The organism is Cellulomonas sp. P4_A2 (assembly GCF_056402515.1).
Map to the genome: position 1 here is coordinate 21259 of NZ_JBFUHG010000014.1, position 25746 is coordinate 47004.

The 25746-nt window shown below is 71.8% G+C and carries 18 protein-coding genes and 1 tRNA gene; 9 read left to right on the forward strand and 10 right to left on the reverse strand.

Annotated elements, in window-relative coordinates; genetic code table 11:
• Positions 1–19: 19 nt before the first annotated feature.
• From AC1DUE_RS13995 to AC1DUE_RS14015, 5 genes are all read right to left on the reverse strand, one after another.
• The gene (locus tag AC1DUE_RS13995; protein ID WP_477040042.1) at positions 20–595 is read right to left on the reverse strand and encodes a hypothetical protein; all 576 of its coding nucleotides are present in this window, start codon (positions 593–595) and stop codon (positions 20–22) included.
• 145 nt (positions 596–740) lie between these two features.
• Positions 741–861, reverse strand: a tRNA-OTHER gene (locus AC1DUE_RS14000).
• 338 nt (positions 862–1199) lie between these two features.
• A complete protein-coding gene (locus tag AC1DUE_RS14005) occupies positions 1200–1415 on the reverse strand; it encodes a helix-turn-helix domain-containing protein (RefSeq protein WP_477040043.1) in 216 nt (71 codons plus the stop codon).
• 2 nt (positions 1416–1417) lie between these two features.
• Positions 1418–1954, reverse strand: coding sequence for a hypothetical protein (locus AC1DUE_RS14010; RefSeq protein ID WP_477040044.1), 537 nt, complete (start codon positions 1952–1954; stop codon positions 1418–1420).
• 419 nt (positions 1955–2373) lie between these two features.
• Positions 2374–2541: a hypothetical protein gene (locus tag AC1DUE_RS14015; RefSeq protein WP_477040045.1), complete on the reverse strand. Its 168-nt coding sequence runs from the start codon at positions 2539–2541 to the stop codon at positions 2374–2376.
• A gap of 145 nt (positions 2542–2686) precedes the next feature.
• Here AC1DUE_RS14015 and AC1DUE_RS14020 point away from each other — a divergent pair, with 145 nt between their 5' ends.
• Positions 2687–6931 (forward strand): nSTAND1 domain-containing NTPase, encoded by a 4245-nt coding sequence (locus AC1DUE_RS14020; RefSeq protein ID WP_477040046.1) that lies wholly within the window; start codon positions 2687–2689, stop codon positions 6929–6931.
• Here the strand turns inward: AC1DUE_RS14020 and AC1DUE_RS14025 are convergent.
• Positions 6928–11010, reverse strand: a complete 4083-nt coding sequence (locus AC1DUE_RS14025; protein ID WP_477040047.1) for a molybdopterin-dependent oxidoreductase — start codon at positions 11008–11010, stop codon at positions 6928–6930. The genes AC1DUE_RS14020 and AC1DUE_RS14025 overlap by 4 nt on opposite strands.
• Before the next feature lie 504 nt (positions 11011–11514).
• On the opposite strand from AC1DUE_RS14025, the gene AC1DUE_RS14030 reads away from it, so the two are divergent.
• Complete coding sequence (locus tag AC1DUE_RS14030) at positions 11515–13002, forward strand: DUF4153 domain-containing protein (protein ID WP_477040048.1); 1488 nt, start codon at positions 11515–11517, stop codon at positions 13000–13002.
• On the opposite strand, the gene AC1DUE_RS14035 is transcribed toward AC1DUE_RS14030, so the two are convergent.
• The 3 genes from AC1DUE_RS14035 to glnA form a co-directional block, all read right to left on the reverse strand.
• Complete coding sequence (locus tag AC1DUE_RS14035) at positions 12977–14602, reverse strand: hypothetical protein (protein WP_477040049.1); 1626 nt, start codon at positions 14600–14602, stop codon at positions 12977–12979. The genes AC1DUE_RS14030 and AC1DUE_RS14035 overlap by 26 nt on opposite strands.
• A gap of 195 nt (positions 14603–14797) precedes the next feature.
• Positions 14798–17830, reverse strand: a complete 3033-nt coding sequence (locus tag AC1DUE_RS14040; protein ID WP_477040050.1) for a bifunctional [glutamine synthetase] adenylyltransferase/[glutamine synthetase]-adenylyl-L-tyrosine phosphorylase — start codon at positions 17828–17830, stop codon at positions 14798–14800.
• Complete coding sequence (gene glnA / locus AC1DUE_RS14045; RefSeq protein WP_477040051.1) at positions 17827–19164, reverse strand: type I glutamate--ammonia ligase; 1338 nt, start codon at positions 19162–19164, stop codon at positions 17827–17829. The genes AC1DUE_RS14040 and glnA overlap by 4 nt, the downstream gene beginning before the upstream one ends.
• Before the next feature lie 118 nt (positions 19165–19282).
• On the opposite strand from glnA, the gene AC1DUE_RS14050 reads away from it, so the two are divergent.
• From AC1DUE_RS14050 to AC1DUE_RS14060, 3 genes are read left to right on the forward strand one after another with little or no spacing between them, the layout of a single operon-like run.
• Positions 19283–20959, forward strand: coding sequence for an NAD+ synthase (locus tag AC1DUE_RS14050; RefSeq protein ID WP_477040052.1), 1677 nt, complete (start codon positions 19283–19285; stop codon positions 20957–20959).
• A 28-nt stretch (positions 20960–20987) separates the two neighbouring features.
• The gene (panB, locus tag AC1DUE_RS14055) at positions 20988–21800 is read left to right on the forward strand and encodes a 3-methyl-2-oxobutanoate hydroxymethyltransferase (protein WP_477040053.1); all 813 of its coding nucleotides are present in this window, start codon (positions 20988–20990) and stop codon (positions 21798–21800) included.
• The gene (locus AC1DUE_RS14060) at positions 21797–22768 is read left to right on the forward strand and encodes an endonuclease/exonuclease/phosphatase family protein (RefSeq protein ID WP_477040054.1); all 972 of its coding nucleotides are present in this window, start codon (positions 21797–21799) and stop codon (positions 22766–22768) included. The genes panB and AC1DUE_RS14060 overlap by 4 nt, the downstream gene beginning before the upstream one ends.
• 1 nt (position 22769) lies before the next feature.
• Here AC1DUE_RS14060 and AC1DUE_RS14065 read toward each other — a convergent pair whose 3' ends face one another.
• Entirely contained in the window at positions 22770–22940 is a 171-nt protein-coding gene (locus AC1DUE_RS14065) for an SPOR domain-containing protein (RefSeq protein ID WP_477040055.1), read from the reverse strand.
• A gap of 65 nt (positions 22941–23005) precedes the next feature.
• Here AC1DUE_RS14065 and map point away from each other — a divergent pair, with 65 nt between their 5' ends.
• Genes map through AC1DUE_RS14085 form a run of 4 tightly spaced genes read left to right on the forward strand, consistent with a single transcriptional unit; the run spans position 23006 to position 25726 of the window.
• Positions 23006–23878, forward strand: coding sequence for a type I methionyl aminopeptidase (map, locus tag AC1DUE_RS14070; RefSeq protein ID WP_477040056.1), 873 nt, complete (start codon positions 23006–23008; stop codon positions 23876–23878).
• A complete protein-coding gene (gene ppgK, locus AC1DUE_RS14075; RefSeq protein WP_477040057.1) occupies positions 23875–24654 on the forward strand; it encodes a polyphosphate--glucose phosphotransferase in 780 nt (259 codons plus the stop codon). Before map ends, ppgK begins: the two co-directional genes overlap by 4 nt.
• Before the next feature lie 2 nt (positions 24655–24656).
• On the forward strand, positions 24657–25418 hold the full coding sequence (locus AC1DUE_RS14080; protein WP_477040058.1) for an MBL fold metallo-hydrolase: 762 nt from the start codon (positions 24657–24659) through the stop codon (positions 25416–25418).
• A gap of 20 nt (positions 25419–25438) precedes the next feature.
• Positions 25439–25726, forward strand: a complete 288-nt coding sequence (locus AC1DUE_RS14085) for a DUF6191 domain-containing protein (RefSeq protein WP_477040059.1) — start codon at positions 25439–25441, stop codon at positions 25724–25726.
• Positions 25727–25746 lie beyond the last annotated feature (20 nt).

The window sequence follows — 25746 nt, forward strand, 5'->3', positions numbered from 1 at the left end:
CCCGCAACGGCCACGACGCCTAGCCTCCGAAGTAGCTGTCCCGGACCTGGATCCCGCCGCCCCCGTGTCCGTCGAGAGTCCTCGAGCCCAGGACTCCTGTGTCACCCAGGAGCTCCGCTGCACGGCTCGCGATCCGAGTCAGTTCCAACGTTGCGTCGCGCACGTTGATGTTGCTCCCGCCGAACGTCAGGACCTCGCCATTGGGGTCCCAGAAGATGAACAGTGTCGTATTCGGCATCACCATGGTGGGATCCCCAAAGTTGCGTACGGCGAGGCTGTGCTCGGCGTTGTCCAGCCAGAACTCTTCGTACCGCTCGTCGAGGTGCATCACGCTGTTGCGGATGTCCCGCAGACCGCCGAATGGGCTCGCCTCGTCGAGGCCGAAGTGCTCGCGTAGGTCGGCACCGCGGTCAGGGAAGGCCACCGTGAGTCGCTTGGATCTGCTGGCCGGTGGCCAGAAGAAGCTAGACGTGAGTGCTCCGTAGTGCACGAACGTCTCGGACAGCCCCCAGTAGTCCTTCCGGGGCGCCGAATCGACGAGCTGCGCGCCCTGGCGAGCGCCCTGGATGGCCGTGAACTCGATCTCCTGCACCATGAGTCTCAGAAGGCGATGCGGCGTCTTTGGCATGACCGATAGTCGTCCCGTAGACGCCGCCGGCGCCATCACTCGTTCGAGACCGGTTCTAGGCGGCGGCTGAATGGCGAAGCCCCGGCCTCAAGAGACCGGGGCTTGGCTTTGCTGGTGGACCTGAGGGGATTCGAACCCCCACCCCAACGTTTTGCTGATCACCGCACCGCCTCGCTCGCCCCTGAGCGACCGGCCGGAAGGAGACGTGGATGCTGCCGCTACAACACAGGCCCGTGAGTGTGAACGTCACCGTCTCCGGATCTATTCCCACGCGACCGCGACCGGGGCCGGATTCACCCGACGGGCATCTGGCGGGCGCCTTCGCGACCGGAGGATCGTCCGCTAGATGGATGGTGGTGGGCCTCTTTGGCACTACGCCGCGATCTTCGGCGTTCCGATCACCTGCGCTGCCCTTGCGCTCTGGCTGGGGTTCGGTGGCTTCGGCGCAACCGTCGTGATGGTCGTCTCTGGACTCGCGACAGCGTGGTTCTTGGGGAACCGCGAGGACCACTGGTGATCCTCGGCACCCCCGGCGGGCCGCACGGATGCGCGSCCCGCGGGAGGTGTTGCCTTACTCCGTGGCGCGGGAGAGCAAGTCCCACGCGGTCATTCCGAGCCCTTTCGCGATGAGATCGATGTCGTCCATGTCGAACGGCACCTTGCCGGTCATCCGGTGCGACAGCTCGTTGGTGCCGATGCCGGTGTCGATCGCGAGCTCGTACTGCTTGATGTCGCGCTCGCGGCACGTGTCCCGGATCGCTGATGCGATGAGTTCGCCGGCATTCACAGCTACACCCCGCGAGCGTCGTCGAGAACGTCAGCAGCCTCGAGCAGCGCCCGGGCGATCCGGCGGGCGTCGGCGGACGTGAAGAAGAGGGTGTTCACGACGTTGCAGCCGAACTGGATGGCTGGGACCGGCATGTCGTCGGTCTTCAGGATCTCCACGTCGTCGTCGGAGCCGAAGCGGTGGATCGGCCAACCCCAGGTCGGGCTCAGGGGGTCGCCGGCGTTGTACCACTCGGCCGCCCAGTCGGGCAGGTTGTGCTCGGCGCGCGCGACCGCATCGGTGGCCTCCACGAGAGCGGCTGCCAGTTCGCGGGCGTTCTCCGGGTCGATGGTGCCGTGTTCGTCGACGAAGGCGGTCGACACGTAGATCACCGGCGCTGACTCGTCGGGACCACCCTCCAGGCGGACGTCCTGGCCGCGGATCTGCCGGATAGGTCCTCCGCGGTCATCGGCGTCGGACTCGTCGTACTCCCACTCGGACGCCCACGTGGGGAGGTTGTCGGGGGTGTACTTCTCTTCGTGCGTCATGCTCTTGCTCACGGGAGTGCTCCTTCTAGGTAGGGGTGCTTCCTAGGCCCTCGTCGATCTGAACCATCGGCGGGGGCCGCTTGCATGTTCACCTTCTCGTGAGGCTCCGACATGGAGCCCCAGTCCGCAGCCAGTCCGCAACACGGTCAGCGGACGTCCACGGTTGCCAACGCTCGGCCTCTGCGAATGCGCAGGTCAGAGCTCCTATCCCCCGCTAGCCCACGGTTGCCAACTGTGCGGGACGAGTTCGAGCTCTACTACGACGTCTGATCGTCCACGGCTGCTCCCGTGAGCGTCTGACCCGTCGTACCGGCACCCCAGTCACCCTCGGTGGCTGGGGTGCCGTCTTCTCCCGACGACGCACGACGGCGTCCCGGCCAACCCCCTGCACCGGCCGGGACACCGTCGCGCTGCCGCGCCCTCCCCCGTCCTCACACCATGCACTGGGTCCAGGGCCGGCAGATCGGCAGGCGGTGGGACACCTGCGCATGACTCATGACGGGCTCGCCGCCCGACGTTGCCTGGTGCGCGCCCGCGCTGCAGGAGCAGAGCCCTGCGGCCAACGCGACGGTGACGAGGATGCCGAAGCCCTTCTTCATGGTGCCCTCCGAGGTGATGGGCGCCGCCGGGGGGCGGCGCTGGTGACCGGTATGGACCCCGCCGGTATCGCAACGGACCCGGCCCGGTATCACCGCGGTATCGCGACCGTTGACGGTCCCCGGAACGGGGCGGACAGTTCGGGAGATGGGCATACAGGTGCTCGGACCTCTGACCGTCGGCGGCTCGGACGGGTACGGGCTGCGCGATCGCGTGGTCCTGGAGGTGCTGGTCGTCCGGGTCAACGAGACGGTCGACACCGAGGTCCTGGCCGATGCCGTCTGGCCCGAGACCCCGCCCGCCAGCTGGTCCAAGGTGGTCCAGGGGTGCATCAGCCGGCTGCGCAAGCGCCTGGGCCCGGACGCCATCGAGACCACCTCGTACGGCGGCTACGTGCTGCGGCTGAACGACGACCAGATCGACAGCCGCCGGTTCGAGCGCCTGGTGGGACGGGCGCGTGACCATCTCGCCGACCACGACCCGGACAGGGCCTCGTTCGCGCTGGACGAGGCGCTGGCGATGTGGCGGGGCCGCGCGCTGGCCGACCTCGACGAGTGGGAGCCGGGCCGGACCGAGGCCGAGCGGCTGGACGGGCTGCGGATGGACGCCCAGGAGCTGCGCGTCGAGGCCGAGATCGCCGCGGGGCGCGCCCGGGCGACGCTCGAGGACGCCCGCGCGCTCGTCCGGGAGGCGCCGTTCCGGGAACGTCGCTGGGCGCTGTACGCCCGCGCGCTCTACCAGTCGGGCCGGCAGACCGATGCGCTCGACGTCCTGGGTCAGGCCCGGCGGATGCTGCGGGAGGAGCTCGGTCTGGATCCCGGTACGGAGCTGTTGGCTCTCGAGGACGCGATCCGTCGCCAGGACCCCGAGCTCGAGCGGCCGGAGTCGCTGACGGTCAGCCTGGTCTGTCCCTATCGGGGCCTGCTGCCGTACGAGAGCGACGACGCGGAGACGTTCTTCGGCCGCGAGGCGGACCTGGAGTCCTGCCTGGCGCGGTTGCGTGCCCAGGGCGTCCTGGCGGTCGTCGGTCCCTCGGGCACGGGCAAGTCGTCGCTGGTACGCGCGGGGGTCGTCGCCACCCTGCTCGACGAGGGCGTCCAGGTCGTGGTGACGAGCCCGGGCGGCCGCCCGCTCGACACCCTGGGCGGCCTGCCGTCGCGACCGCCGTTCCCCGTGCTGGTGGTCGACCAGTGCGAGGAGGCGGTCACCCTCTGCGACGACCGGGCCGAACGGATGGCGTATCTCGACCGCGTCGCGACGTACGAGGGCTCGGTCGTCCTCGCGCTGCGGGCGGACCGGCTCGGCGAGCTCTCGACGAGTCCCGGCTTCGCGCGGCTCGTCGAACGCGGTCTGTACCTGCTGTCACCGATGAGCGAGGTGAACCTGCGCGCCGCGATCGAGGGACCGGCGCGCCAGTCGGGTCTGCGGCTGCAGCCCGGTCTCGTCGACCTGCTCGTTCGTGAGGTGGAGGGCGAGCCCGGCGCGCTGCCGATGCTGTCGCACGTCCTGCGGCAGACCTGGGAGCGACGCGAGGGTCCGACACTGACGGTCGACGGCTATCGGGAGACCGGCGGGATCCGGGACGCCGTGGCCCAGTCCGCGGAGAACCTCTACACCGGGTTCGACGAGCTGCAGCAGACCCAGGTGCGGGCGATGTTCCTGCGGCTCGTGGCGCCCAGCGACGACGGCGCGCCGCCGGTTCGTGCGCGCGTGCCGCGGCAGACGCTCGCGCTCGACGATGCTCACGAGCGCCTCATCGACCTCCTCGCCGCCGCCCGGCTGGTCAGCAGCGACGAGGGCGACGTCCAGATCGCGCACGAGGCGCTGGCCCGCGAGTGGCCGCGGCTGCGCGGGTGGCTGGAGGACGACGTCGAGGGTCAACGCGTCTTCCGGCACCTGGCCACGTCGGCAGAGGGCTGGGAGTTCATGCAGCGGCCCGACAGCGAGCTGTACCGCGGCGTCCGGCTCGCCGGGGCGACCGAGTGGGCGGACCGGCACCACGGCGAGCTGACCGAGACCGAGCAGTCGTTCCTCGACGCGTCCGCGCGGAACGCCGAGCACGAGCTCCGGGCGAAGGCGCGGACCAACCGTCGGCTGTGGCTGGCCCTGGCCGGTGTGGGGACGATGCTCCTTGTCGCACTCGCGGCCGGTCTCGTGGCCGCTCAGGCGGCGCGGAGCTCCGACGAGCAGGCGATGGTTGCGGAGGAACAGGCGCAGCGGGCCGACGACCAGGCACGGATCGCCGACGCCCGTCGACTCTCGGCCGAGGCCCTGACGACGACCGAACCCGACCTCGCCGTCCTGCTCGGCGTGCAGGCCGTCCAGCTCGACGACTCGTTCGCCGCACGCTCGTCGTTGTACGACGTGCTCGAGCGAACCGGTGACCTCGTCGCCATCGCTCACGGCGCTGGCGACTACGTGGACGTCAGCCCCGACGGTCGAAGCGTTGCTGTGACCAGCGAGTTCGGTACCGATGCGCGAGGCCAGGCGATCTTCGACGCCGACGATCTGACCCGGACAGGCGGACGGACCGACCTGCGGGCGGTCTCGCTCACCTACACCCCGGACGGCACCGGCCTCGCCGTCGCGGTCGTCGGCACCGATGCGTCCGCGACGAACATCGACGTCCCTGACCCGCACCCCTTGCGCATCCTGGACGCCCGGACGCTCGAGGATGTGGCGCTCTACGGCGGCTTCGCCGAGGGTACCTGGATCGACCGCGACGCCCTGTCCTTCGACGCGGACGGCTCCCGCATCGCGGTCGTCACCTGGCGCAACGGCTGGACGGACGAGGCCCTGGTCTGGGACACCGCCCGACCCGCCGAGCCGATCCTGCGCGTCCCGATGCCGCACATCTACGGCCGGGTCCTGCTCAGCCCCGACGGCAAGACGGTCTACGTCGCCCAACGGTCCGGCGGCGACAGCCTCCGCGCGATCGACGTCGACACGGGCAGCCTGCTGCTCGCCACCACTCCCGAGTACCGGGGCGAACGGGAGGCGATCATCGCCCTGAGCCCGGACGGCCGGACCCTGGTGCACTCCGACGTCACCGGTGTGGTGGTGCTCGATACGGCGACGTTCGAGCCGCGGTTCACGCTCGTCGACGAGTCGGAAGGCGTGAACGCCCTGGAGTTCGGCCCGGACGGCCGCCAGCTCGCGGCCGGCTACGCCGACGGGAAGATCGTCGTCTGGGACCTCGCCACCCGAGGTCAGGTGCATGCCTTCCGCGGTCACAGGACGGAGGTGACCGACATGGCGTTCAACCCCGACGGCAGCACCCTGTACTCCGTCGCGCCGGACCGGATGCTCCTCGCCTGGGACCTGGACGGGACGAGTGGGTTCCCGGGCTGGCGATCGTTCCCCGCTGCGCCCGAGGGCACCGACATGGGGCGCGCGATCCCGTCGCCCGACGGCACCACGATCCTGTACCAGTCCTACGGCAGCGGCGACGAACCTCCGTCGATGCAGTTCCGCGACGTCGCGACGGGCAGCCTGACGCCGCTGGTCCCCGTGCGCAGCGTCCTGCCCTTCATGTTCGCCTGGAGCCCCGACTCGAGCATGGTGGTCGCCGTTGGTACCGACCCGGAGACGAAAGTCCGCTGGCTGGAGTCCTGGGACCCCGGCACGGGTGCGACGATCCGGAGGGTCGACCGCACCCCGGTGACCTTCCTGACATTCGCGCAGGACGGGACGATCGTGGCGGTGGACGCCGCGACGGCGGTCTGGCAGATCGACCCGACGACGCTCGAGATCGAGGCACCGCCGATCGCGCTCCCCGAGCTGAACGCCGACGAGTGGGACTACCCCGTCCTCAGTCCCGACGACGACACCCTGCTGGTCCGACGATGGAGCACCAACAAGACGCTCGCCGTGGTCGACATGGAGACCGGGACGGTCCGCGACGTTCTCTTCGACGGCTTCCCGACCACGATGGCCTACTCCCCCGACGGACGCGAGCTCGCCGTCTACTACACGGATCTCGGCACGTGGGCGGTCGTCGACGTCGCGGCGCTGCGCGAGGGCAGGCTCGAGTACCTCGTCGACGAGCGGCCGTTCCCCCGGAACAACGTGTGGGAGATGACCTACACCTCCGACGGGTCGCAGCTGATCACCACCGGCAACGGGGTCGTCGACCTCTGGGACGCGCAGACGCTCGACCAGCTGGGCAGCCTCGCGGCCGGCAGTCAGGACGACGTCGCGACGGCCCGACCACTGGGCGGGCACACGCTCCTGATCGCCGAGCCACGCGGCAAGGTCCTCACCTGGGACACCCGCAAGCAGCACCCGATCGACCTCGCCTGCCGGCTGGCCGGTCGCAACCTCACGCCCGAGGAGTGGGAGGTGTTCGTCGAGAACCGCGAGTACGAGCTCACCTGCCCCGAGCTCGGCTAGTACACGTCGCGCACGTACCGCTTCTCCTTGGCCAGCTGCTTGAGGTAGCCGGTCGCGTCCTCGTCGGAGAGGTGCCCGTGGGTCTGGGCGATCTCGTGCAGGGTCTTGTCGACGTCCTTGGCCATGCGGCTCGCATCGCCGCAGACGTAGAAGTGCCCGCCCTCCTGCAGCCACGACCACACCCGTGAGCCGTTCTCGCGCAGCCGGTCCTGGACGTAGATCTTCTGCCGCTGGTCGCGGGAGAACGCCAGCGTCAGGTGCGTCAGGTGGCCGTCGTCCCGCCACGCCTGCATCTCGTCCTGGTAGTAGAAGTCCTTCTCGGAGTTGCGCTCGCCGAAGAACAGCCAGTTCCGGCCGCGGTGCCCGAGCGCCTGGCGCTCCTGCAGGAAGCCGCGGAACGGCGCGATCCCGGTGCCGGGGCCGACCATGATCATCGGGGCGCTCGCGTCGGTCGGTGGCCGGAAGTGGTTCGTCGGCTGGACGAACACGGGCACGTCGGCCGTGTCGCTGTGGTCGGCCAGGAAGGTCGAGCAGACCCCGTGCCGGGCCTGACCCTGGTGCTCGTACCGGACCGCGGAGACCGTCAGGTGCACCTGGGTCGGTTCGACCAGCGGGCTCGACGAGATCGAGTAGAGACGCGGCTGGAGCCGCTTGAGCACGGCGAGCCACTCGGACACGGGGGCGACGACCGGGTACTCCGCAAGAACGTCGATCGCCTGCCTCCCCCACAGCCACTGCTGCAGGCTGGTCCGGTTCCCCGAGCGCAGGAGGGTCGCCAGCTGACGGCCCGGGTGGTGCTCGTTGACGAACTTCAGCAGGTCGGGCGTGACGTTGACGATCTCCAGGTGGTTCCGGCACGCGTCGCGCAACGAGACGCTCCCGACGTCAGTCAGGTCGACCGCCGTCTCCCCGTCCAGCCGGGTCGCAGCCAGCCAGGCCTCCACTGCGGCGGGGCTGTTGACCGGGCGGACGCTGAGCGCGTCGCCCGCGCGGTAGGTGAGGTCCGGGTCGATGTCGAGCCCGAACTGGCGCACGTCCTTGGTCGACCCGGCGGCGCCGAGCCGGACGTTGCGGGTCACGCGCGTCACGAGCGGCGCGTGCCGGGAGTAGCGGGCGAGCGTGCCGGCCGACGACGAGACGACGGCGGCCGTGGCAGAGGGCGCGAGCAGGGCGGAGACCCGCAGGAACCACGCCCGCGCGGGCTCGCTGTCACCGGGCTCGCAGTCGGCACGGTCGGTGAGACGTTCGGCGCCGAGCTCGCTCATCCGGGCGTCGAGCCGCCGGCCGTGGCCGCAGAAGTCGCCGTAGCTCGAGTCGCCGAACGCCAGGACGGCGTAGCGGACGCCGGCGAGGCTCGGCGCCTCGTCGGCGGCCAGCGCGCTCCAGAACGTCTCCCCGTTGTCCGGGGAGTCTCCGTCGCCGAAGGTGCTGCTGACCAGGAGGACGGGGTCACCGCCGGGCAGACCCGCCACGTCGTAGTCGTCCATGGCGACGAGCGCGACGTCGATGCCGGACGCACGCAGCCGGTCGGCGAACTCGACCGCGTGCTCCTCGGCGTTCCCCGTCTGCGACGCCCAGAGCACCCGGACGCGTGCTCGGGCCGGGGCACCGGCCGACGGACGAGGCCCTCCCCGGTGGAATCCCGCCAGCATCCCGTTGATCCAGGCGCGGGCGTTCTCGTCGAACGGCGCCGAGTCCGGCAGCACCGCGGGCTCGGAGACCGGGAGCTGGTCGTGCGCCCACAGCAGGCCCTGCAGGTAGCTCTCCTGCTCCCGCGACAGGTCCGGCGGGCCGCTGGGGGTGCTGCCCAGGCCGGTGAGGATCAGGCCCGTCGGCGAGGGGGCCGCGACGGCCGGCGCTGCGGTCGGGGTGGCGGGCGCCGCGGCGGCCAGCTTCGTGAGGGCGACGGCCGAGACCTTGAACTCCGGCTGGAACGAGAGCGGGTCGACGGCGTCGTTGGTGACCGCGTTCACCGCGAGGTACTCGCCGTAGGTGTCGTTCCAGTGGAACGGTGCGAACAGGTTCCCGGGCAGCACGCGATCGGACACCGAGGCGGGGAGCACGGCGCGGCCGCGGCGCGAGGCGATCTCCAGGGAGTCGCCGTCGGCGATGGACAGGCGTGCGGCGTCGTCGGGGTGGAGCTCGACGAACGGCCCGGGGTCGAGCTTGTTGAGCTTGTCGACCTTGCCGGTCTTGGTGAGCGTGTGCCACTGGTGCTGCAGCCGGCCGGTGTTCAGGATGAACGGGAAGTCGTCGTCGGGCATCTCGCGGGCGTCCATGTGCGGGCGGGGGAAGAAGACCGCCCGGCCGTTCTTCGTCGCGAAGGCGAGCCGAGGGCGGCTGCCGTCCGCGCGCTCCAGCAGGTGCTGGCTGACACCGTCGTTCAGGTACCGGATCGGGTTGCGGCCGTCGTCGTCGGGACGCGTCGCGTCCTGCGGCGGGCTCGGCCACTGCACCGGCGTGCGCTCCAGCCGCTCGTACGTCACACCGCGCAGGTCGTACCCGGTCCGCGGGTTCCAGAACTGCGTGATCTCCTCGAAGACCTCCTCGGCCGACGCGTACGTGAACGCGTCCTCGAACCCCAGGGCGCACGCGACCTCGGCGATGATCTGCCAGTCGGGCATCGCCTCACCGACGGGGTCCGCCGCCTGCTGCAGGAGCGTCAGGTTCCGCTCGGAGTTGATCGTCACGTACGTCGACTCGGCCCACAGCGCGCCGGGCAGCAGGATGTCCGCGTACTCGTTGGTCTCCGTGTCCACGAACACGTCCTGCGCGATCACGAGCTCGCAGCTCTCGAGCCCCTGGATCACCGTGGTGCGGTTGCTCACCGAGGCGACGGGGTTCGTGCAGATGATCCAGCAGGCCTTGATGCTGCCGTCGACCATCCGCTGGTACATGTCGATCGTGCCGGTGCCCACCTCGGTGCGCAGGGTTCCGTCGGGCAGACCCCACGCCGTCTCGACGAACGCGCGGTCCTCGGGGTCGAGGACGCTGCGCTGGCCCGGGAGGCCCGGCCCCATGTAGCCCATCTCGCGGCCACCCATGGCGTTCGGCTGCCCCGTCAGCGAGAACGGGCCGCTGCCGAGCCGGCAGATCGCGCCGGTCGCGAGGTGGAGGTTGACCAGCGCGTTGGTGTTCCAGGTGCCGTGGGTGCTCTGGTTGAGGCCCATCGTCCAGCAGGACATCCAGTTGTCGGACTCGCCGATCCACCGGGCGGCGGTGCGCAGGTCCGCCTCGCGGATGCCGGTGAGCCCGGCGACCGTCTCCGGCGGGTAGTCCGCGACGAACGAGGGCATCTGGTCCCAGCCCTCGGTGGCCTCGGCGATGAACTCCTCGTCGATGTGCCCGTCGGCGACCAGCAGGTGCAGGAGCCCGTTGAGCAGGGCGAGGTCGGTCCCGGGCTTCACCTGGAGGAACAGGTCGGCCTTGTCGGCGGTGGCGCTGCGGCGCGGGTCGACGACGATGAGCTTCGCCCCGGCCCTGACCCGGTCCATCATCCGCAGGAAGAGGATCGGGTGGCAGTCGGCCATGTTGGAGCCGATGACGAGGAACACGTCGGCGTGGTCGAAGTCCTGGTAGGACCCCGGAGGCCCGTCGGAACCCAGCGAGAGCTTGTAGCCGGTCCCGGCGCTGGCCATGCAGAGCCGGGAGTTGGACTCGATCTGGTTGGTGCCGACGAAGCCCTTCGCGAGCTTGTTGGACAGGTACTGGGCCTCCAGCGACATCTGCCCCGAGACATAGAACGCGACCGCCTCAGGCCCGTGCTCGTCGATCACGGCACGCAGCCGTCGCGCCGCCTCCTGGATCGCGTCCGCCGTCGGGCGCGGTTCGAGCGGTGCCCCTCGCTCGGGTCGGACCATCGCCTGCTCGAGGCGCCCGCCGGCCGCGAGCATCTCGGCGCTCGTCGCCCCCTTGGTGCACAGCCGGCCGCGGTTGGCCGGGTGCTCCTTGTCGCCCGACGCCTTCGCGACGCGCCGCCGACCGGTCGCCGGGTCGACGGCGATCTCGAGCACCATGCCGCAGCCCACTCCGCAGTAGGAGCAGGACGACTTCACGGTCGTGGTGGCGGGCGTGGTCACGTGCCGGCAGCTCCCTGTGTCGATCGGACACCACCGACGATGCCTGGAGCGGATTGCCAGGAGGGCGCGATCCCGTGGCGCGGGCGTCAACAACTGCGCACAACGGCGCCGCGGCACCTGTGAGAGGTCCCGGACCGAGCAGTCCTCAGTCGGACGTTGCCGGCTCCGCGGAGTCTGCGGCCGAGAGGCGGCGACGGTGCGGGTCCCGGACCACGCGGTCGGCCGTGCGGCAGGGCTCCCCCGGTGCCGCACCGCAGCGCGGGCAAGCTCGGGCAAGGACGGGATCGACCGGGTCAGTGCTCATCTTCGCCTCGCAGCGGGATCGTCGATCGATCGGCCGGCACCGACCGGTCACCACTGGTCGGCGTGCTCCCGAGCCTGACGGACTGGACGGCCGTCCGTCAACGGGTCGACCATCGAATCTGCACGTCAGCGCACGGAACGTGCACGCGACCCCCTCCGAAGTCCGGTACAGGGAACGCACAGGATTCGTACGGTGACGGCATGACCGATGCGAGCCTTCCCGCCCCCGTCTGGCAGCAGCGTCCGGTGTACGGACCGCCCGAGAGGCCCGGCCGCCTCGCGACCGTCCTGGCCCCGTTCTGGGCCGCCCGCAGCCGCCCGATCGCCGCCGTCACGCTGGCGACGTGCCTCGTCGTCGGCGTGCTGAGCGCCGTGGCGCTCGTCGGCCACCAGCCCGGGCTCGGCGCCGCGCTCGCCGGGACGATGGTCTGGGTGGCAGCCGTCCCGGCGCTCTGGCGCCGTCGGTCGGTGACGGACCTCGTCACGGCCGCGCTGTCGGTCGCGCTCGTGTCCGTCGTCGCCGTCCGCGCCGCCGGGTGGGTGGCCGGGCTCTGCGCCGTGGTCGCCGCCTGGGCGGCCGCGTCGGCCGTCACCGGCGCACGGTCGGCGCCGGCCTACCTGCTCGCGCCGGTCTCATGGGCCGCGGGTGCAGCCCGCGCAGTGCCGTGGCTCGGGTCGGGTCTCGGGCGGACGGCAGGGTCGCGACGAGGACAGCTGCTCGTGGCGCTGCGCAGCGTGGGGATCACGGTGGGGCTGCTGCTGGTGTTCGGGCTGCTGTTCACCAGCGCCGACAGCGTGTTCGCGAGCTACGTCCCGACCGTCGACGCGAAGTGGCTGCCCGCGCAGCTCGTCGTCGGCGCCGTCGTGGCGGTCGTCGCGGCGACGTTCGCGCAGCTCGCGCTGCACCCGCCGGGATGGTCCGACGCCCGCCTCTCCCCCGCCCCGGCGGCCCGTCGCGGCGAGTGGCTGCTGCCGGTCGTCGCGCTCGACGTGCTCGTGGTCGCGTTCGTCCTCGTGCAGGTCGACACGCTCGTCGGCGGGCGGCTCGGCGACGTCACCTACGCCCAGTACGCCCGGCAGGGGTTCTGGCAGCTCGTCGTCGCGACCGCCCTGACCCTCGTCGTCGTGGCCGTCGCCGCACGACGCGCACCCGACCGCCTGACGGCACGGGTCGCCCTCGGCGTGCTGTGCGTCGGCACGCTCGGCGTCGTCGCCTCGGCGCTGCGTCGGATGGACCTGTATGTCGACATGTATGGACTCACGCGGCTCCGGCTGCTCGTGGCGGTCGCGGAGGTGGTCCTCGGGGTCGTCCTGGTCCTCGTGCTCGTCGCCGGTGTGCGGTGGAAGGGCGGCTGGCTCCCGGGGGCGGTCGTGCAGGTGGTCGCCGTGGCGATGCTCGGGCTGGCCCTGGTGAACCCCGACGCGCAGATCCTGCGGCACAACACCTCTGCCGCCGCGACGGGCGACCTCGACATCGTCTACCTGCAGGACCTGTCCTCCGACGCGGTGCCGGCGATGGACGCGCTCAGCGAACCCCTGCGCTCGTGCGTGCTCAGCGGGGCGGACACGTCACCGACCTGGGGCGGGCCGCTGGCCTGGAACCTCGGGCGCAGCCGCGCAGCCGGCGTCGGCCCCGAGGAGGGCGACGCCGGCTGCGCGTTGGTCAGGACGTCGCGACAGGCTCCATAGCGGGCTCGTCGTGGGCCGGACGCGCCAGGAGCGTGAGCACGCCCAGGATCAGGAGCGCGACGACGGCCACCACGAAGACGGTCTTGCCGGTGATCCCGTCGGCCAGCACGAGGACCAGGACCGCGATGCCGGTCACGACGACGCGGATGAGGGTGCGCTGCTCGTAGAGCCAGACTCCGAAGGCCCCGGTCCCGACGCCGTGCCGGTCGCCGAGTCCCCGAACCCACGCGACGCCCTTGCCGGACGTCTCGCGCACCGACCTCGCGGCCGGCGTGCCGCCCGCGAAGAACGCGACGATCGCGACGATCAGGCCCAGGACGAGCCCGACCCGCAGCTCGATCCGCAGCAGCGAGACGAACTGGTCGTAGAGCGTGACGGCCACGTCGGGACGCTGGACGCTCGGCGGCAGCGAGTTCGAGTAGAACCATCTGCCGATCGCGAGCCCGACGGCCAGGAGCGCCATCGCCACGGCCAGCGAGAGCCCGGCGATGACGAGCGCGCGCGACCGCTTCTGGGCGAACAGCACGCCCGCGGCGAGGAGCAGCAGCGAGATCCACGGAAGCACGGCACCGATCACGTCGATCGCGCGGTACGCGTTCTGCAGCCGGACCAGGTCGGAGCTGGACGCGACCGGGAACGTCACCTTGATCGTCGGGATCCGGCCGGCCAGCGTGAACCCGGCGTCGACGAGCGCCGTCTTGACCTGCTCGATGATCGGCGTGATGTCGATGACGAGCTGGCCCGAGTCGCTGATCTGCGCGAGCGCGTCGGGGTCGCCCCGCAGCGTCGCGACGATCTGCTCGTGGGCCGTTCGGTTGGCCTCGGTCCACGTCGCGGCGAAGGCGTCGGACGTGACGATCTTGTCCACCTGCTTGCGGACGAAGCCCGTGACCGCGTCCTGCAGCGGCCCCTTCAGCGACGCGAGTCCGGTCGTGACGATCGGCGGCAGGTTCAGGCCGGCGATCGCGTCGGTCGCCTGCGTCGTCAGCTCGTCGAGGTTCAGCGCGTCGACCACCGCGTTGGTGACGCGGTTGGTGACCGCGGCCTGCACCCCGGGGTCGCTGGCGATCGGCGCGATCGTGTCGACGTAGGCGTCCGTGTCGACGACGAGGTCGCGGGCCCAGTTGCCGACGACGGCGATCGGCGCCAGGAGCGCCCCGAGCAGGATGAGCACGATCGCCGCGGTGGTGCGCCCCGGCTTGCGCTTGCGTCGGACGGCGGGCGCCGTCACCGTGGCCGCGCGCAGGGCTGCGTTCTCGGCCTCGAGGGCCGCCAGACGCGCCTCCAGGGCTGCCGGGGTCTCGGGCTCCTCCGCCGTCGCGACGACGATCGGCACCGTGTCGTTCAGGGTGTCGGGCTCGAGGACCTCGGCCGTCGTGCCGACCACGATCGGCTCCGTGTCGTTCGCGGCGGGCTCCGCCTCCTCGAGCACGGGCTCGGCCGTCTCGTCGGCCGCGATGTCCTCGGCGACGTTCGCCGCGGGCTCCTCGACGACGACCTCGGCCGCGGGCGTCTCCTCGACCGGCGTCTCGACGGCGGGCGTCTCGGTGCCCGTCGCAGGAGCGCCGGCCTCGAGCGTCTCGTCGACTGGCGGCGTCACCGGCTCGGTCTTCGGAGCGGTCGTCCGGGGTGTCCGCTTTGCGGCCGGCGTCCTCGGCTTTCGAGGCGGCGGAGTGTTCTCGACCACGGGCCCTCCCGGCACACGTTGAACTGTTCGCACCATTTGCACGATGTCTGGTCGAGCATGGCAGTTCCGCTGGTCAGAGCGCGAGCAGGTTCATGGAATGCCGGAGGTTCAGCCGTAGAACACGCGCTCGACCACCGTCCGAGCCCGCCTCGCGGTCCGCAGGTAGTCCTGCTCGAGCTCGCCGCCGGAGCCCGCGGGATAGCCGACCACCCGCGCGAGGCCGGCCAGGGCCTGTCGATCGTGCGGCAGGAGGTCGGCGTGCGCTCCGCCGCGACCGGTCCACAGGACGTTTGCGTCCCGCAGCCGCGACGCGAGCTGCCACGCCTCGGTGAGGACCCGCGCGTCGTCGGCGTCGAGCAGCCCTGCCGAGGCCGCGGCGTCGAGGGCCTCGAGCGTCTCGGTCGTCCGCAGGGCGGGCACCTCGTGCGCGTGCTGGAGCTGCAGCAGCTGCGCGGTCCACTCGACGTCCGAGATCCCCCCGCGGCCGAGCTTGAGGTGGCGCGCCGGCTCGACACCCCGGGGCAGGCGCTCCGACTCGACGCGCGCCTTGATCCTGCGGATCTCGCGCTCGTCGGACGGGTCGATGCCGCCCTGTGGGTAGCGCAGCGGCGCGACGAGCTCGACGAACCGCTCCCCCAGGCCCGGGTCGCCGGCCACCGGACGGGCGCGCAGGAGCGCCTGGCTCTCCCACGGCGACGACCAGCGGTCGTAGTACTCGGCGTAGGAGTCGAACGAGCGGACCATCGGACCGTTGCGACCCTCGGGACGCAGGTCGGCGTCGACCTCGAGCGTCGGCTCCGGCCCGACCGTGCCGAGCAGCATGCGCAGGGTCGTCGTGACCGAGAGCGCGAACTCCTGCGCGAGCACGTGGTCCACGCCGGGCACGGGCTCGTGCACGAACAGCACGTCGGCGTCCGAGGAGTAGCCCATCTCCCGGCCGCCCCAGCGGCCCATGGCCACGACGAGCATCCGCGTCGGGTTCTCATCCAGCCCGCGCTGCGAACGCGCCTCCCACTCGGCGACGCGCAGGGCCCCGACCAGCACGATGTCGGCCGCCACGCTCAGGCTGCGCGATGCTCGCGTCCCGGTGAGCGTCCCCGTGACGTCCGCGGCGGCGGTCCGGGCGAGCTCGCGTCGACGCAGGCCACGCAACGACGTGACCGCCTTCACCGGCTCGTCGGACCGCGTCAGGATCGCGTCCGCCTCCGCCGTCAGCCGCTCGTACGTCCGCGGCTCCAGGTCGGCGTCGTCGGCCAGCCACGTGACCGACTCGGGCGAGCGGGTCAGCGCGTCGGCGACGTAGCGGCTCGTCGAGAGCACCCGCGCGAGGCGTCGGGCGGCCGTGCCGGAGTCGCGGAGCAGCTTGAGGTACCAGTGCGTCGCGCCCAGCTCGTCGGAGAGCCGACGGAACGCCAGCAGCCCACCGTCGGGATCGGCGCCGTCCGCGAACCAGCCGAGCATCACGGGCAGCAGCTGCCGCTGGATCGCGGCACGCCGCGACAGCCCCTCGGTGAGCGCGGCGATGTGCCGCATGGCGCCCGCGGGGTCGAGGTAGCCGATCGCCGCGAGGCGGGCGCGGGCCTCGTCGGGAGACAGGCTCGCCTCCTCCGTCGACAGCTGGGCCGTCGCCGGCAGCAGCGGCCGGTAGAACAGCTCCTCGTGCAGGCGCCGGACGTCGCGCTTGGCCGCCTTCCAGCGCTCGACGAGCCCGTCGGCGCCCTCGGACCGCATCCCCACCGACCGGGCGAGCCGGCGCAGGTCCGGCTCCGCGGTCGGCATGAGGTGCGTCCGGCGCAGGCGGTGCAGCTGGATGCGGTGCTCGAGCGCCCGCATGAGCCGGTAGCAGACGGCCAGCTGCGCGGCGTGCGACCGGCCCACGTACCCACCGGCGGCGAGCGCGGCCAGCGCGGTCAGGGTGCTGGGGCTGCGGATCGACTCGTCGGCGCGCCCGTGCACGAGCTGCAGGAGCTGGACCGTGAACTCGACGTCCCGGAGCCCGCCGACCCCCAGCTTGATCTGCCGGTCGGCCTCGGCGGCCGGCACGTAGCTCTCGACGCGGCGGCGCATGGCCTGGGAGTCCTCGACGAAGTGCTCGCGGGTGACGGCCCCCCAGACGAACGGCTGCGTCATCTCGACGTACTCCTGGCCGAGCGCGCGGTCCCCGGCGAGCGGCCGGGCCTTGAGCAGCGCCTGGAACTCCCACGTCTTGGCCCAGCGCTCGTAGTACGCCTTGTGGCTGGCGATCGTGCGGACCAGCGGACCGTTCTTGCCCTCCGGGCGCAGCGCCGCGTCCACGGGCCACAGCGCGGGCTCCACCGACGGGGTGGAGCACGCCCGCGCCAGCCCGGCCGCGAGCCGGGCGCCGGTGGACAGGGCCTCGGCCTCGTCGACACCGTCCATCGGCTCGGCGACGTAGATGACGTCGACGTCGCTGACGTAGTTGAGCTCCCGGCCGCCGCACTTGCCCATGCCGATGACCGACAGCCGCACGCCGAGCCCGTGGTCGTCGAGGTCGGCGCGCGCGATCGCGAGCGAGGCCTCCAGCGCCGCTGCGGCGAGATCGGCGAGCGCCGCCGCGACGCCCGGCAGGCGACTGAGCGGCTCGGTGCTGGTCAGGTCGGTCGCGGCGATGCGCAGGAGCCGGAACCGGTACGCCTTGCGCATCGCATCGATCCCGGCGGACCCGGCGAGCGCGGCGACAGGGACGTCCGCCGAGGGGTCCGCCCCGACGGCCTCGAGGAGCTCCGCGCGCACGGCGTCGACCGCGACGCCGGTGCCGGGGGTGTCGTCGAGAAGGATCGTCAGGGCCTCGGGGTGCGCGACCAGCGTGTCGCCGAGCGCGATCGAGGCGCCGACGACGGCGAGCAGCCGTGCGCGGGCCGGGCCGTCCTCCAGCAGGATCCCGCGCAGGACCTCCGGGTCGTCGCCGACCGCGCCGGCCAGCTTCGCCAGCGCGAGCAGCGCCTGGTCGGGGTCGGCGACCTCGGTCAGCGCCCCGACGAGCAGGTCTGCCGGGTCGTCGACGATCGCGACCAGCGCCGCGTCCGCGAGCAGCCGCTGGGCGCGCGTCGGGTCGGAGACGCCCGCCCGCGTCAGCCGCCCGGCGAGCGTCGATCCCCGGCCGGAGGACGAGACCGTCACAGGACCGGCAGGAACCGCCGCAGCTCGTACGGGGTGACCTGTGCGGCGTAGGCGTCCCACTCCTGGCGCTTGTTGCGCAGGAAGTAGTCGAACACGTGCTCGCCGAGGGTCTCGGCCACGAGCTCGGACTTCTCCATGATCGAGATCGCGGCGTCCAGCGACGTGGGCAGCGGCTCGATGCCGAGCGCGCGGCGCTCCGCGTCGGTGAGCTCCCAGACGTCGTCCTCGGCGCCCTCGGGCAGCTCGTACCCCTCCTCGATGCCCTTGAGGCCCGCGTTCAGCAGGACCGCGAACGCGAGGTACGGGTTGGTGGCCGAGTCGACGGCGCGGTACTCGATGCGGCTCGAGTTGCCCTTGCCGGGCTTGTACATGGGCACGCGGACCAGGGCGGACCGGTTGTTGTGACCCCAGCAGATGTAGCTGGGCGCCTCGGCGCCGCCCCACAGCCGCTTGTAGGAGTTCACGAACTGGTTGGTGACCGCAGTGATCTCGGCGGCGTGCTTGAGCAGGCCGGCGATGAACGACCGGGCCGTCTTGGACAGCTCCAGGTGGCCGCCGGCCTCGTGGAACGCGTTCGCGTCGCCCTGGAACAGCGACAGGTGCGTGTGCATGCCGGAACCGGGCTGGTCGGCCAGCGGCTTGGGCATGAAGGAGGCGAACACGCCCTGCTCGAGCGCGACCTCCTTGACCACGGTGCGGAAGGTCATGATGTTGTCGGCCGTCGTCAGCGCGTCGGCGTACCGCAGGTCGATCTCGTTCTGGCCCGGGCCGGCCTCGTGGTGGGAGAACTCCACCGAGATGCCCATCGACTCGAGCATCGTGATCGCGGCACGTCGGAAGTCGTGCGCGGTCCCGCGCGGCACGTGGTCGAAGTAGCCGCCCTGGTCCACGGGGACCAGCGGCTGCGTCGGGTCGGCCGGCGCGTCGAAGAGGTAGAACTCGACCTCGGGGTGCGTGTAGAAGGTGAACCCCTGGTCGGCGGCCCGCGACAGCGCGCGCTTGAGCACGTTGCGGGAGTCGGCCAGCGACGGCTCCCCGTTGGGCGTCAGCAGGTCGCAGAACATGCGGGCGGTGCCGTGCCGCTCACCGCGCCAGGGCAGGACCTGGAACGTCGACGGGTCCGGGCGGGCGATCATGTCCGCCTCGTACACGCGCGTCAGGCCCTCGATCGCGCTCCCGTCGAACCCGATCCCCTCCGAGAACGCGGCCTCGAGCTCAGCCGGGGCGACCGCCACCGACTTGAGGATCCCGAGCACGTCGGTGAACCAGAGGCGGATGAAGCGGATGTCCCGCTCCTCGACTGTGCGGAGCACGAACTCCTGCTGCCTGTCCATGCGGTACATCCTGCCTGATGAACCACGGTTCCGAGCGTCAGTGTCCGGGGCGGGTCTTGGGCGTGAGTCGCGCCACGCGAGAACGTGCTGCGCCGACCGGGTGGTTAGGCTCGGACACATGCCTCACGCCCGCGTCGCCCTGGCGCAGATCGACACGCGAGTGGGTGACGTCGCGGCCAACGCCCAGGCGGTGCTGGCCTGGGCCCGCAAGGCTGCGGACGCCGGCGCCGACCTCGTGGTGTTCCCCGAGATGACGCTCACCGGGTACCCGATCGAGGACCTCGCGCTGCGGGCGTCGTTCCGACGAGGGGCCGAGGCGGCCCTGCAGGAGACGGCGGCGGCGCTGGCCGACGCGGGTCTCGGGGACCTCGCGGTGCTCGTCGGGACGGTCGGCGAGCGGTCGGTGACCCCCGTGCACGAGCCCAAGGCCCCGGAGGGACCGCGCCGGCCCACCAACCAGGCCGTGCTGCTTCAGCACGGGAAGGTCCAGGAGCGGTACAACAAGCACCACCTGCCCAACTACGGCGTGTTCGACGAGTACCGGATCTTCGCGCCCGGCGACGACGTGCTGGTCATCGACGTCGTGGGCCGACGAGTAGGCGTCGTGATCTGCGAGGACATCTGGCAGGACGGCGGCCCGGTCTCCCAGATGGACGAGGCCGAGGTCTCGCTGCTCGTCGTGCTGAACGCCTCGCCGTACGAGGAGGGCAAGGGCCACCAGCGCGTCGAGCTCGCGGCCCGTCGCGCGCACGAGGTGGAGGCGCCCGTCGCGTACGTGAACCTCGTCGGCGCGCAGGACGACCTCGTCTTCGACGGCGGCTCGTTCGTGATCGCCACCGACGGCCGCGTGCTGACCAGCGCTCCGCAGTTCGAGGAGCACCTGCTCGTCTGGGACCTGCTCGGCGACGACGACGCACCGTCGGAGGGCCCGAAGGCCCGCACGCTCGACCCCGACGAGGAGGTCTACCAGGCCCTCGTCGCCGGACTGCGCGGGTACGTGCGCAAGAACGGGTTCCGGTCCGTGCTGCTCGGGCTGTCCGGCGGCATCGACTCGGCGCTCGTCGCGGCGATCGCGGCCGACGCGATCGGCGGCGAGAACGTCGTCGGGGTCTCCATGCCGTCCGTGTACTCCTCCGAGCACAGCAAGGACGACGCGCAGGACCTGGCCAAGCGGATCGGCGCGGACTACCGCGTGCAGCCCATCAAGGCGATGGTCGACGCGTTCGAGGGCGAGATCCCGCTCGAGGGCGTGGCCGCGGAGAACCTGCAGGCCCGCGTCCGCGGCGTGATCCTCATGGCGATCTCCAACCGCGAGGGCCACCTCGTGATCGCGCCGGGCAACAAGTCCGAGCTCGCGACGGGCTACACGACGATCTACGACGCCGGCAGCATCGGCGGCTTCGCGCCCATCAAGGACGTCGACAAGTCCCGCGTCTGGAAGCTGGCCCGCTGGCGCAACAACGCGGCGGTCGACGCGGGCGAGCTGCCGCCGATCCCCGAGTCGTCGATCACCAAGCCGCCGAGCGCCGAGCTCCGTCCCGGCCAGGTGGACCTGGACTCGCTGCCGCCGTACGAGCTGCTCGACGAGGTGCTGGACGCCTACGTGGAGCACGCCGAGGGGCGACCTGAGCTGCTCGCGCGGGGGTTCGACCCGGCCGTCGTCGACAAGGTCCTCGCGCTCGTCGACCGGGCCGAGTGGAAGCGTCGGCAGTACCCGCTGGGCACCAAGGTGACGGCGCTGGCGTTCGGTCGCGACCGACGGCTGCCCATCACGACGGCCTGGCGCGAAGCGTGATTCTCAGAGACAACAGGAGCACCGAACGATGAGCCAGACCCCGAAGCGCGTGCGCGTGCACCACCTGCGCGAGGCGAAGGAGCGCGGTGAGCGGCTGACCATGCTCACCGCGTACGACGCCGTGACGGCGCACATCTTCGACGCGGCGGGCATCGACATGCTCCTGGTCGGCGACTCGATCGGGAACACGATGCACGGGCACACGACGACGCTGCCGGTGACCGTGGATGACCTCATCCCGCCTGCTCGTGCCGTCGCCCGGGCCGCCCAGCGCGCGTTCGTCGTCGCGGACCTGCCGTTCGGGTCGTACGAGGCCGGCCCCGAGCAGGCGCTGGCCACGGCCGTCCGGATGATGAAGGAGACCGGCGTCGCCGCCGTGAAGTTCGAGGGCGGCAAGCGCGTGGTCCCGCAGATCAAGGCGCTGACCGACGCGGGCATCCCCGTCGTCGCGCACCTCGGGTACACGCCGCAGTCCGAGAACCTGCTGGGCGGTCCGCGGGTGCAGGGCCGGGGCGACCACGCCGCCGAGGTGCTCTGCGAGGACGCCGTCGCGGTCGCGGCCGCGGGCGCCGTCGCCGTGGTGCTGGAGATGGTGCCGGCTCCCGTCGCCGCCCGGATCACCGAGATCGTGCACATCCCCACGATCGGCATCGGCGCGGGCGCCGGCTGCGACGGCCAGGTGCTCGTGTGGGTCGACATGGCCGGCATGACCGACTGGTCGCCGAGGTTCGCCAAGCGGTTCGGCGAGGTGGGCGCCGCCCTCTCGGCGGCCGCGACCGCCTATGCCGACGAGGTCCGCAACGGCACGTTCCCCGACGCCGGTCACCAGTTCGACTCATGACGGCACGCCGCGCGGTCCTCGTCGTCGGGATCGTCGTCGGCGCTGTCCTCGTGGCCCTTGCCCTGCCTGTCGCCTCGGGCGTGTACCCGGTCGCGCAGCTCGTGTCGTTCCGGGCGGTCCTCGGTCTGGGCGCGCTCGGCACGGCCGCGCTGCTCGCGGTGCTCCTCGCGCTTCCCGGACCTCGTCGGACGCTGCTCCCGCTCGTCATCGCCTTCGCCGTCGGCGCGGCGGCGCAGGGTGCGGTCCTCGGCTGGCGGAGCGTGCCGCACGAGCCGGCGGCCGCGGCGGACTCCGACGACGTCGTCGTCCTGTCGTTCAACACCTTGGACGTGGTCACCCCGGCCGAGCTGTTCACGCTGGTCGACGAGCACCACGCGGACGTCGTCGTCCTGCCGGAGACGTCGTACCGCACCGGCAAGAAGGTCGCCGCTCTGATGGCGCAGACGGGCCACCCGATGCTGGTCTACACGGCCGACGGCACGATGCCCGAGGTGGTCGGCACGACCCTGCTCGTCGGTGAGCGGCTGGGCGCCTACGGCCCGGAGCGTGAGCTGCCCACCCGGTTCGGCTCGATGCGCGTCGGACCGCTCGACCCGTCCTCCCCGGTGCTCGTCGCGGCGCACCCGATCTCCCCGGGCGAGCGCTCGACGATGGCCGCCTGGCGCGAGGACACCACGCTCGTCGCGACGCAGTGCGCGAGCACCCCGGGGGCGATCGTCGCGGGCGACCTCAACGCCACCCTCGACCACCCCGGCCTGCGCGACCTGGGTCCGTGCGTCGACGCGGCCCGCGAGGTCGGCGAGGCGTCGCACGGCACCTGGCCGTCGTCGGCACCCAGCCTGCTCGCGGCGCCGATCGACCACGTGCTCGTCGACGGACGCGCCTGGCGCGTGGTCGACTTCGCCGTCCTGCCCGCGACGGGCGGCAGCGACCACCGACCGATCCTCGCGACGCTCGAACGGCGCTGACTCAGCCCTTCTCGTCCTGCTCGTCCCACGCCTGGTTGCGTCGCCGCGCGGTCTCGAGCGCCTGCGTCGCCGCCTCCCGCGTCGGGTACGGGCCCATGAGCTTCGTGTAGTCGCTCTGCCGTCCCTCCTCCACCTGGTGGGTCTCGAGGTTGTAGTAGTACCCGTCGGCCATCGCGCTCTCCCTCCGTACGGGCACCCACCCGGCTTCGATGCCCTCTCTTCCGTAGACTGCCAGGTATGTCGTCCGTGCACGCGCCACGAAGCGCCCTGGTCCCCGGCACGGTCAGCCCTCGCCGCTCCGTCCCGTCCTCGATCGCCCGCCCCGAGTACGTCGGTCACCCGGGCCCGGCCCGCTGGACGGGCCCGAACGTGCTGGACGACGAGATGATCGGCCGCATCCGCGTCGCGGCGCGCATCGCGGCGCAGGCGCTCGCCCTGGTCGGGGAGCACGTCGAACCCGGTGTCACCACGGACCGGCTCGACGCGATCGGCCACGAGTTCCTGCTCGACCACGGCGCCTACCCCTCGACGCTCGGCTACCGCGGCTTCCCCAAGTCGCTGTGCACGTCGTTGAACGAGGTCATCTGCCACGGCATCCCCGACTCGACGGTCGTCGAGGACGGCGACATCGTGAACATCGACGTGACGGCCTACATCGGGGGCGTGCACGGGGACAACAACGCGACGTTCCTGGCCGGCGACGTCGACGAGGAGTCCCGGCTGCTGGTCGAGCGCACGCAGGAAGCACTGGCCCGGGCGATCAAGGCCGTCGTCCCCGGGCGCGAGGTCAACGTCATCGGCCGCGTGATCGAGAAGTACGCAGCCCGGTTCGGGTACGGCGTGGTCCGCGACTACACCGGGCACGGCGTCGGTCCGGCGTTCCACACCGGGCTCGTGATCCCGCACTACGACGCGGCGCCGGCGTACGACACCCTCATCGAGCCGGGGATGGTGTTCACCATCGAGCCGATGCTGAACCTCGGCACCCCGGACTGGGTCATGTGGGACGACGACTGGACGGTCCTGACGGCCGACGGCCGCCGCAGCGCGCAGTTCGAGCACACCTTGCTCGTCACCGAATCCGGAGCGGAGATCCTGACCCTGCCATGAGCGACGACAAGAAGCACGCGAAGAAGGCCAGCACGGCGTTCGGCATCGACATCGGCGGCAGCGGGATCAAGGGCGCACCCGTCGACCTCCGCGACGGCGAGTTCGCGGCCGACCGCGTGCGCATCCCCACCCCCCAGCCGTCGACGCCCGACGCGGTCGCGCAGACCGTGGCCGAGGTCGTCGACTCGTTCGACCTCGACAAGAACGTCCCGATCGGCGTCACGTTCCCGGCGGTGATCCTGCACGGCGTCGCGCAGTCGGCCGCCAACGTCGACAAGTCGTGGATCGGCACCAACGTCGAGAAGGTGGTCCAGACCGCGTCGGGTCGCCAGGTCCTGGCGGTCAACGACGCCGACGCCGCCGGCTATGCCGAGGTGCTGTACGGCGCCGCCAAGGGCGTGAACGGGGTCGTGCTCGTCGTGACGCTGGGCACGGGCATCGGGTCCGCCCTGATCGTCGACGGGCACCTGGTGCCGAACACCGAGCTGGGGCACCTCGAGATCGACGGGCACGACGCCGAGTCACGGGCCGCCGAGAGTGCGCGCGACCGGGACGACCTGTCCTGGGAGGCGTGGGCCGAGCGGCTGCAGCGCTACTTCACCGTCGTCGAGAACCTCTTCTGGCCGGACCTGATCGTGGTCGGCGGCGGCGTCAGCAAGCACGACGAGAAGTTCCTGCCGCTGCTCGACCTCCGCACCAAGATCGTCCCGGCCCAGCTCCGCAACGCCGCCGGGATCATCGGCGCAGCCGCGCTCGCCGCCGACTACCGCGGCTGACGTTGCCCGTCCTCACCGAGGTCGCCGAGGGCGTCCACGTCGCGACGAGCGCGGTGTACCTGACGACGTCCACGGTGCTCGTCGCGAACGACCGCACGTGCCTCGTCGTCGACCCGGGCGTGACCGCGCACGAGATCGACGTCCTGTCGTCGGCGATCCGCCAGCACGGCTGGACCCCGATCGCCGTGTGGTCGACGCACGGCCACTGGGACCACCTGCTCGACGGCGGGATCTTCACCGGGCTGCCGCGCTGGTCCGGCGGCTGGCCCGTCGACGTCGAGACGTTGATGAACGAGCGCGACGAGGACGAGGAGCTGGCCCGCGTCCTGCTCGCGTCGCCGGGCGACTCCCCCGCGTCCGTCGTCGTCACGCCGCCCGTGCCCTTCCCGTCGGTCGGGGACCTGCTCGACTGGTCCGGACCACCCGTGCGGGTGGTCACGCACGGCGCCCACGCACCCGGCAGCACCTCGCTGGTGGTGCCATCCGCCGACGTGCTCGTCGCCGGCGACCTGTTGTCCGACGTCGAGATCCCGCTGCTCGACCTCTCCTCGCCCGACCCGGTCGGCTCCTACCGCGAGGCGCTCACGCAGCTCGCCGGATCGGCGTCCCTCGTCGTCCCCGGGCACGGCCATGTCGGCACGCTCGCCCCGCGCGTCGCGGCCGACCTCGCCTATCTGGACGGCTCGTCGGCTGACGATCCCCGCCTGCACGACCCGTGGCTCGCGGCCGTCCACGAGTCCCAGGCGGACGCTCTGGCCGGCTGACACCGTGCGACGATGGGCCGATGGTCTGGGTCATCGTCGGCGGCGTCGTGCTCGTCTCGCTGCTGCTCTGGGCCGTCGACCGGATGGTCGCGCACGGATGGTTCGACCGCCGAGCGCCGCGGGAGCGGCCGGCCGCGGCCGCCGGGACCGGGAGCGGGTTCCTGGGCGACCTCATCGACGTGTTCCAGCCCAACCACGTGCACCTGACCGCCGAGCAGGAGCGCCAGCAGGCCGACATCCAGCACGCCGAGGACGCCGCACCGCCCGTCGACCTCGAGTCGGGCCGCGTCCGGATCGATCCCCGGTAGCGGGCGTCGGCGCCCGCCTC

Coding starts and splice junctions, on each gene's coding strand:
- AC1DUE_RS13995 (WP_477040042.1), bottom strand. CDS start 595: ATGGTGCAGGAGATCGAGTTCACGGCCATCCAGGGCGCTCGCCAGGGC.
- AC1DUE_RS14015 (WP_477040045.1), bottom strand. CDS start 2,541: ATGAAGAAGGGCTTCGGCATCCTCGTCACCGTCGCGTTGGCCGCAGGG.
- AC1DUE_RS14020 (WP_477040046.1), top strand. CDS start 2,687: ATGGGCATACAGGTGCTCGGACCTCTGACCGTCGGCGGCTCGGACGGG.
- AC1DUE_RS14030 (WP_477040048.1), top strand. CDS start 11,515: ATGACCGATGCGAGCCTTCCCGCCCCCGTCTGGCAGCAGCGTCCGGTG.
- glnA (WP_477040051.1), bottom strand. CDS start 19,164: ATGGACAGGCAGCAGGAGTTCGTGCTCCGCACAGTCGAGGAGCGGGAC.
- AC1DUE_RS14050 (WP_477040052.1), top strand. CDS start 19,283: ATGCCTCACGCCCGCGTCGCCCTGGCGCAGATCGACACGCGAGTGGGT.
- panB (WP_477040053.1), top strand. CDS start 20,988: ATGAGCCAGACCCCGAAGCGCGTGCGCGTGCACCACCTGCGCGAGGCG.
- AC1DUE_RS14060 (WP_477040054.1), top strand. CDS start 21,797: ATGACGGCACGCCGCGCGGTCCTCGTCGTCGGGATCGTCGTCGGCGCT.
- AC1DUE_RS14065 (WP_477040055.1), bottom strand. CDS start 22,940: ATGGCCGACGGGTACTACTACAACCTCGAGACCCACCAGGTGGAGGAG.
- map (WP_477040056.1), top strand. CDS start 23,006: ATGTCGTCCGTGCACGCGCCACGAAGCGCCCTGGTCCCCGGCACGGTC.
- ppgK (WP_477040057.1), top strand. CDS start 23,875: ATGAGCGACGACAAGAAGCACGCGAAGAAGGCCAGCACGGCGTTCGGC.
- AC1DUE_RS14085 (WP_477040059.1), top strand. CDS start 25,439: ATGGTCTGGGTCATCGTCGGCGGCGTCGTGCTCGTCTCGCTGCTGCTC.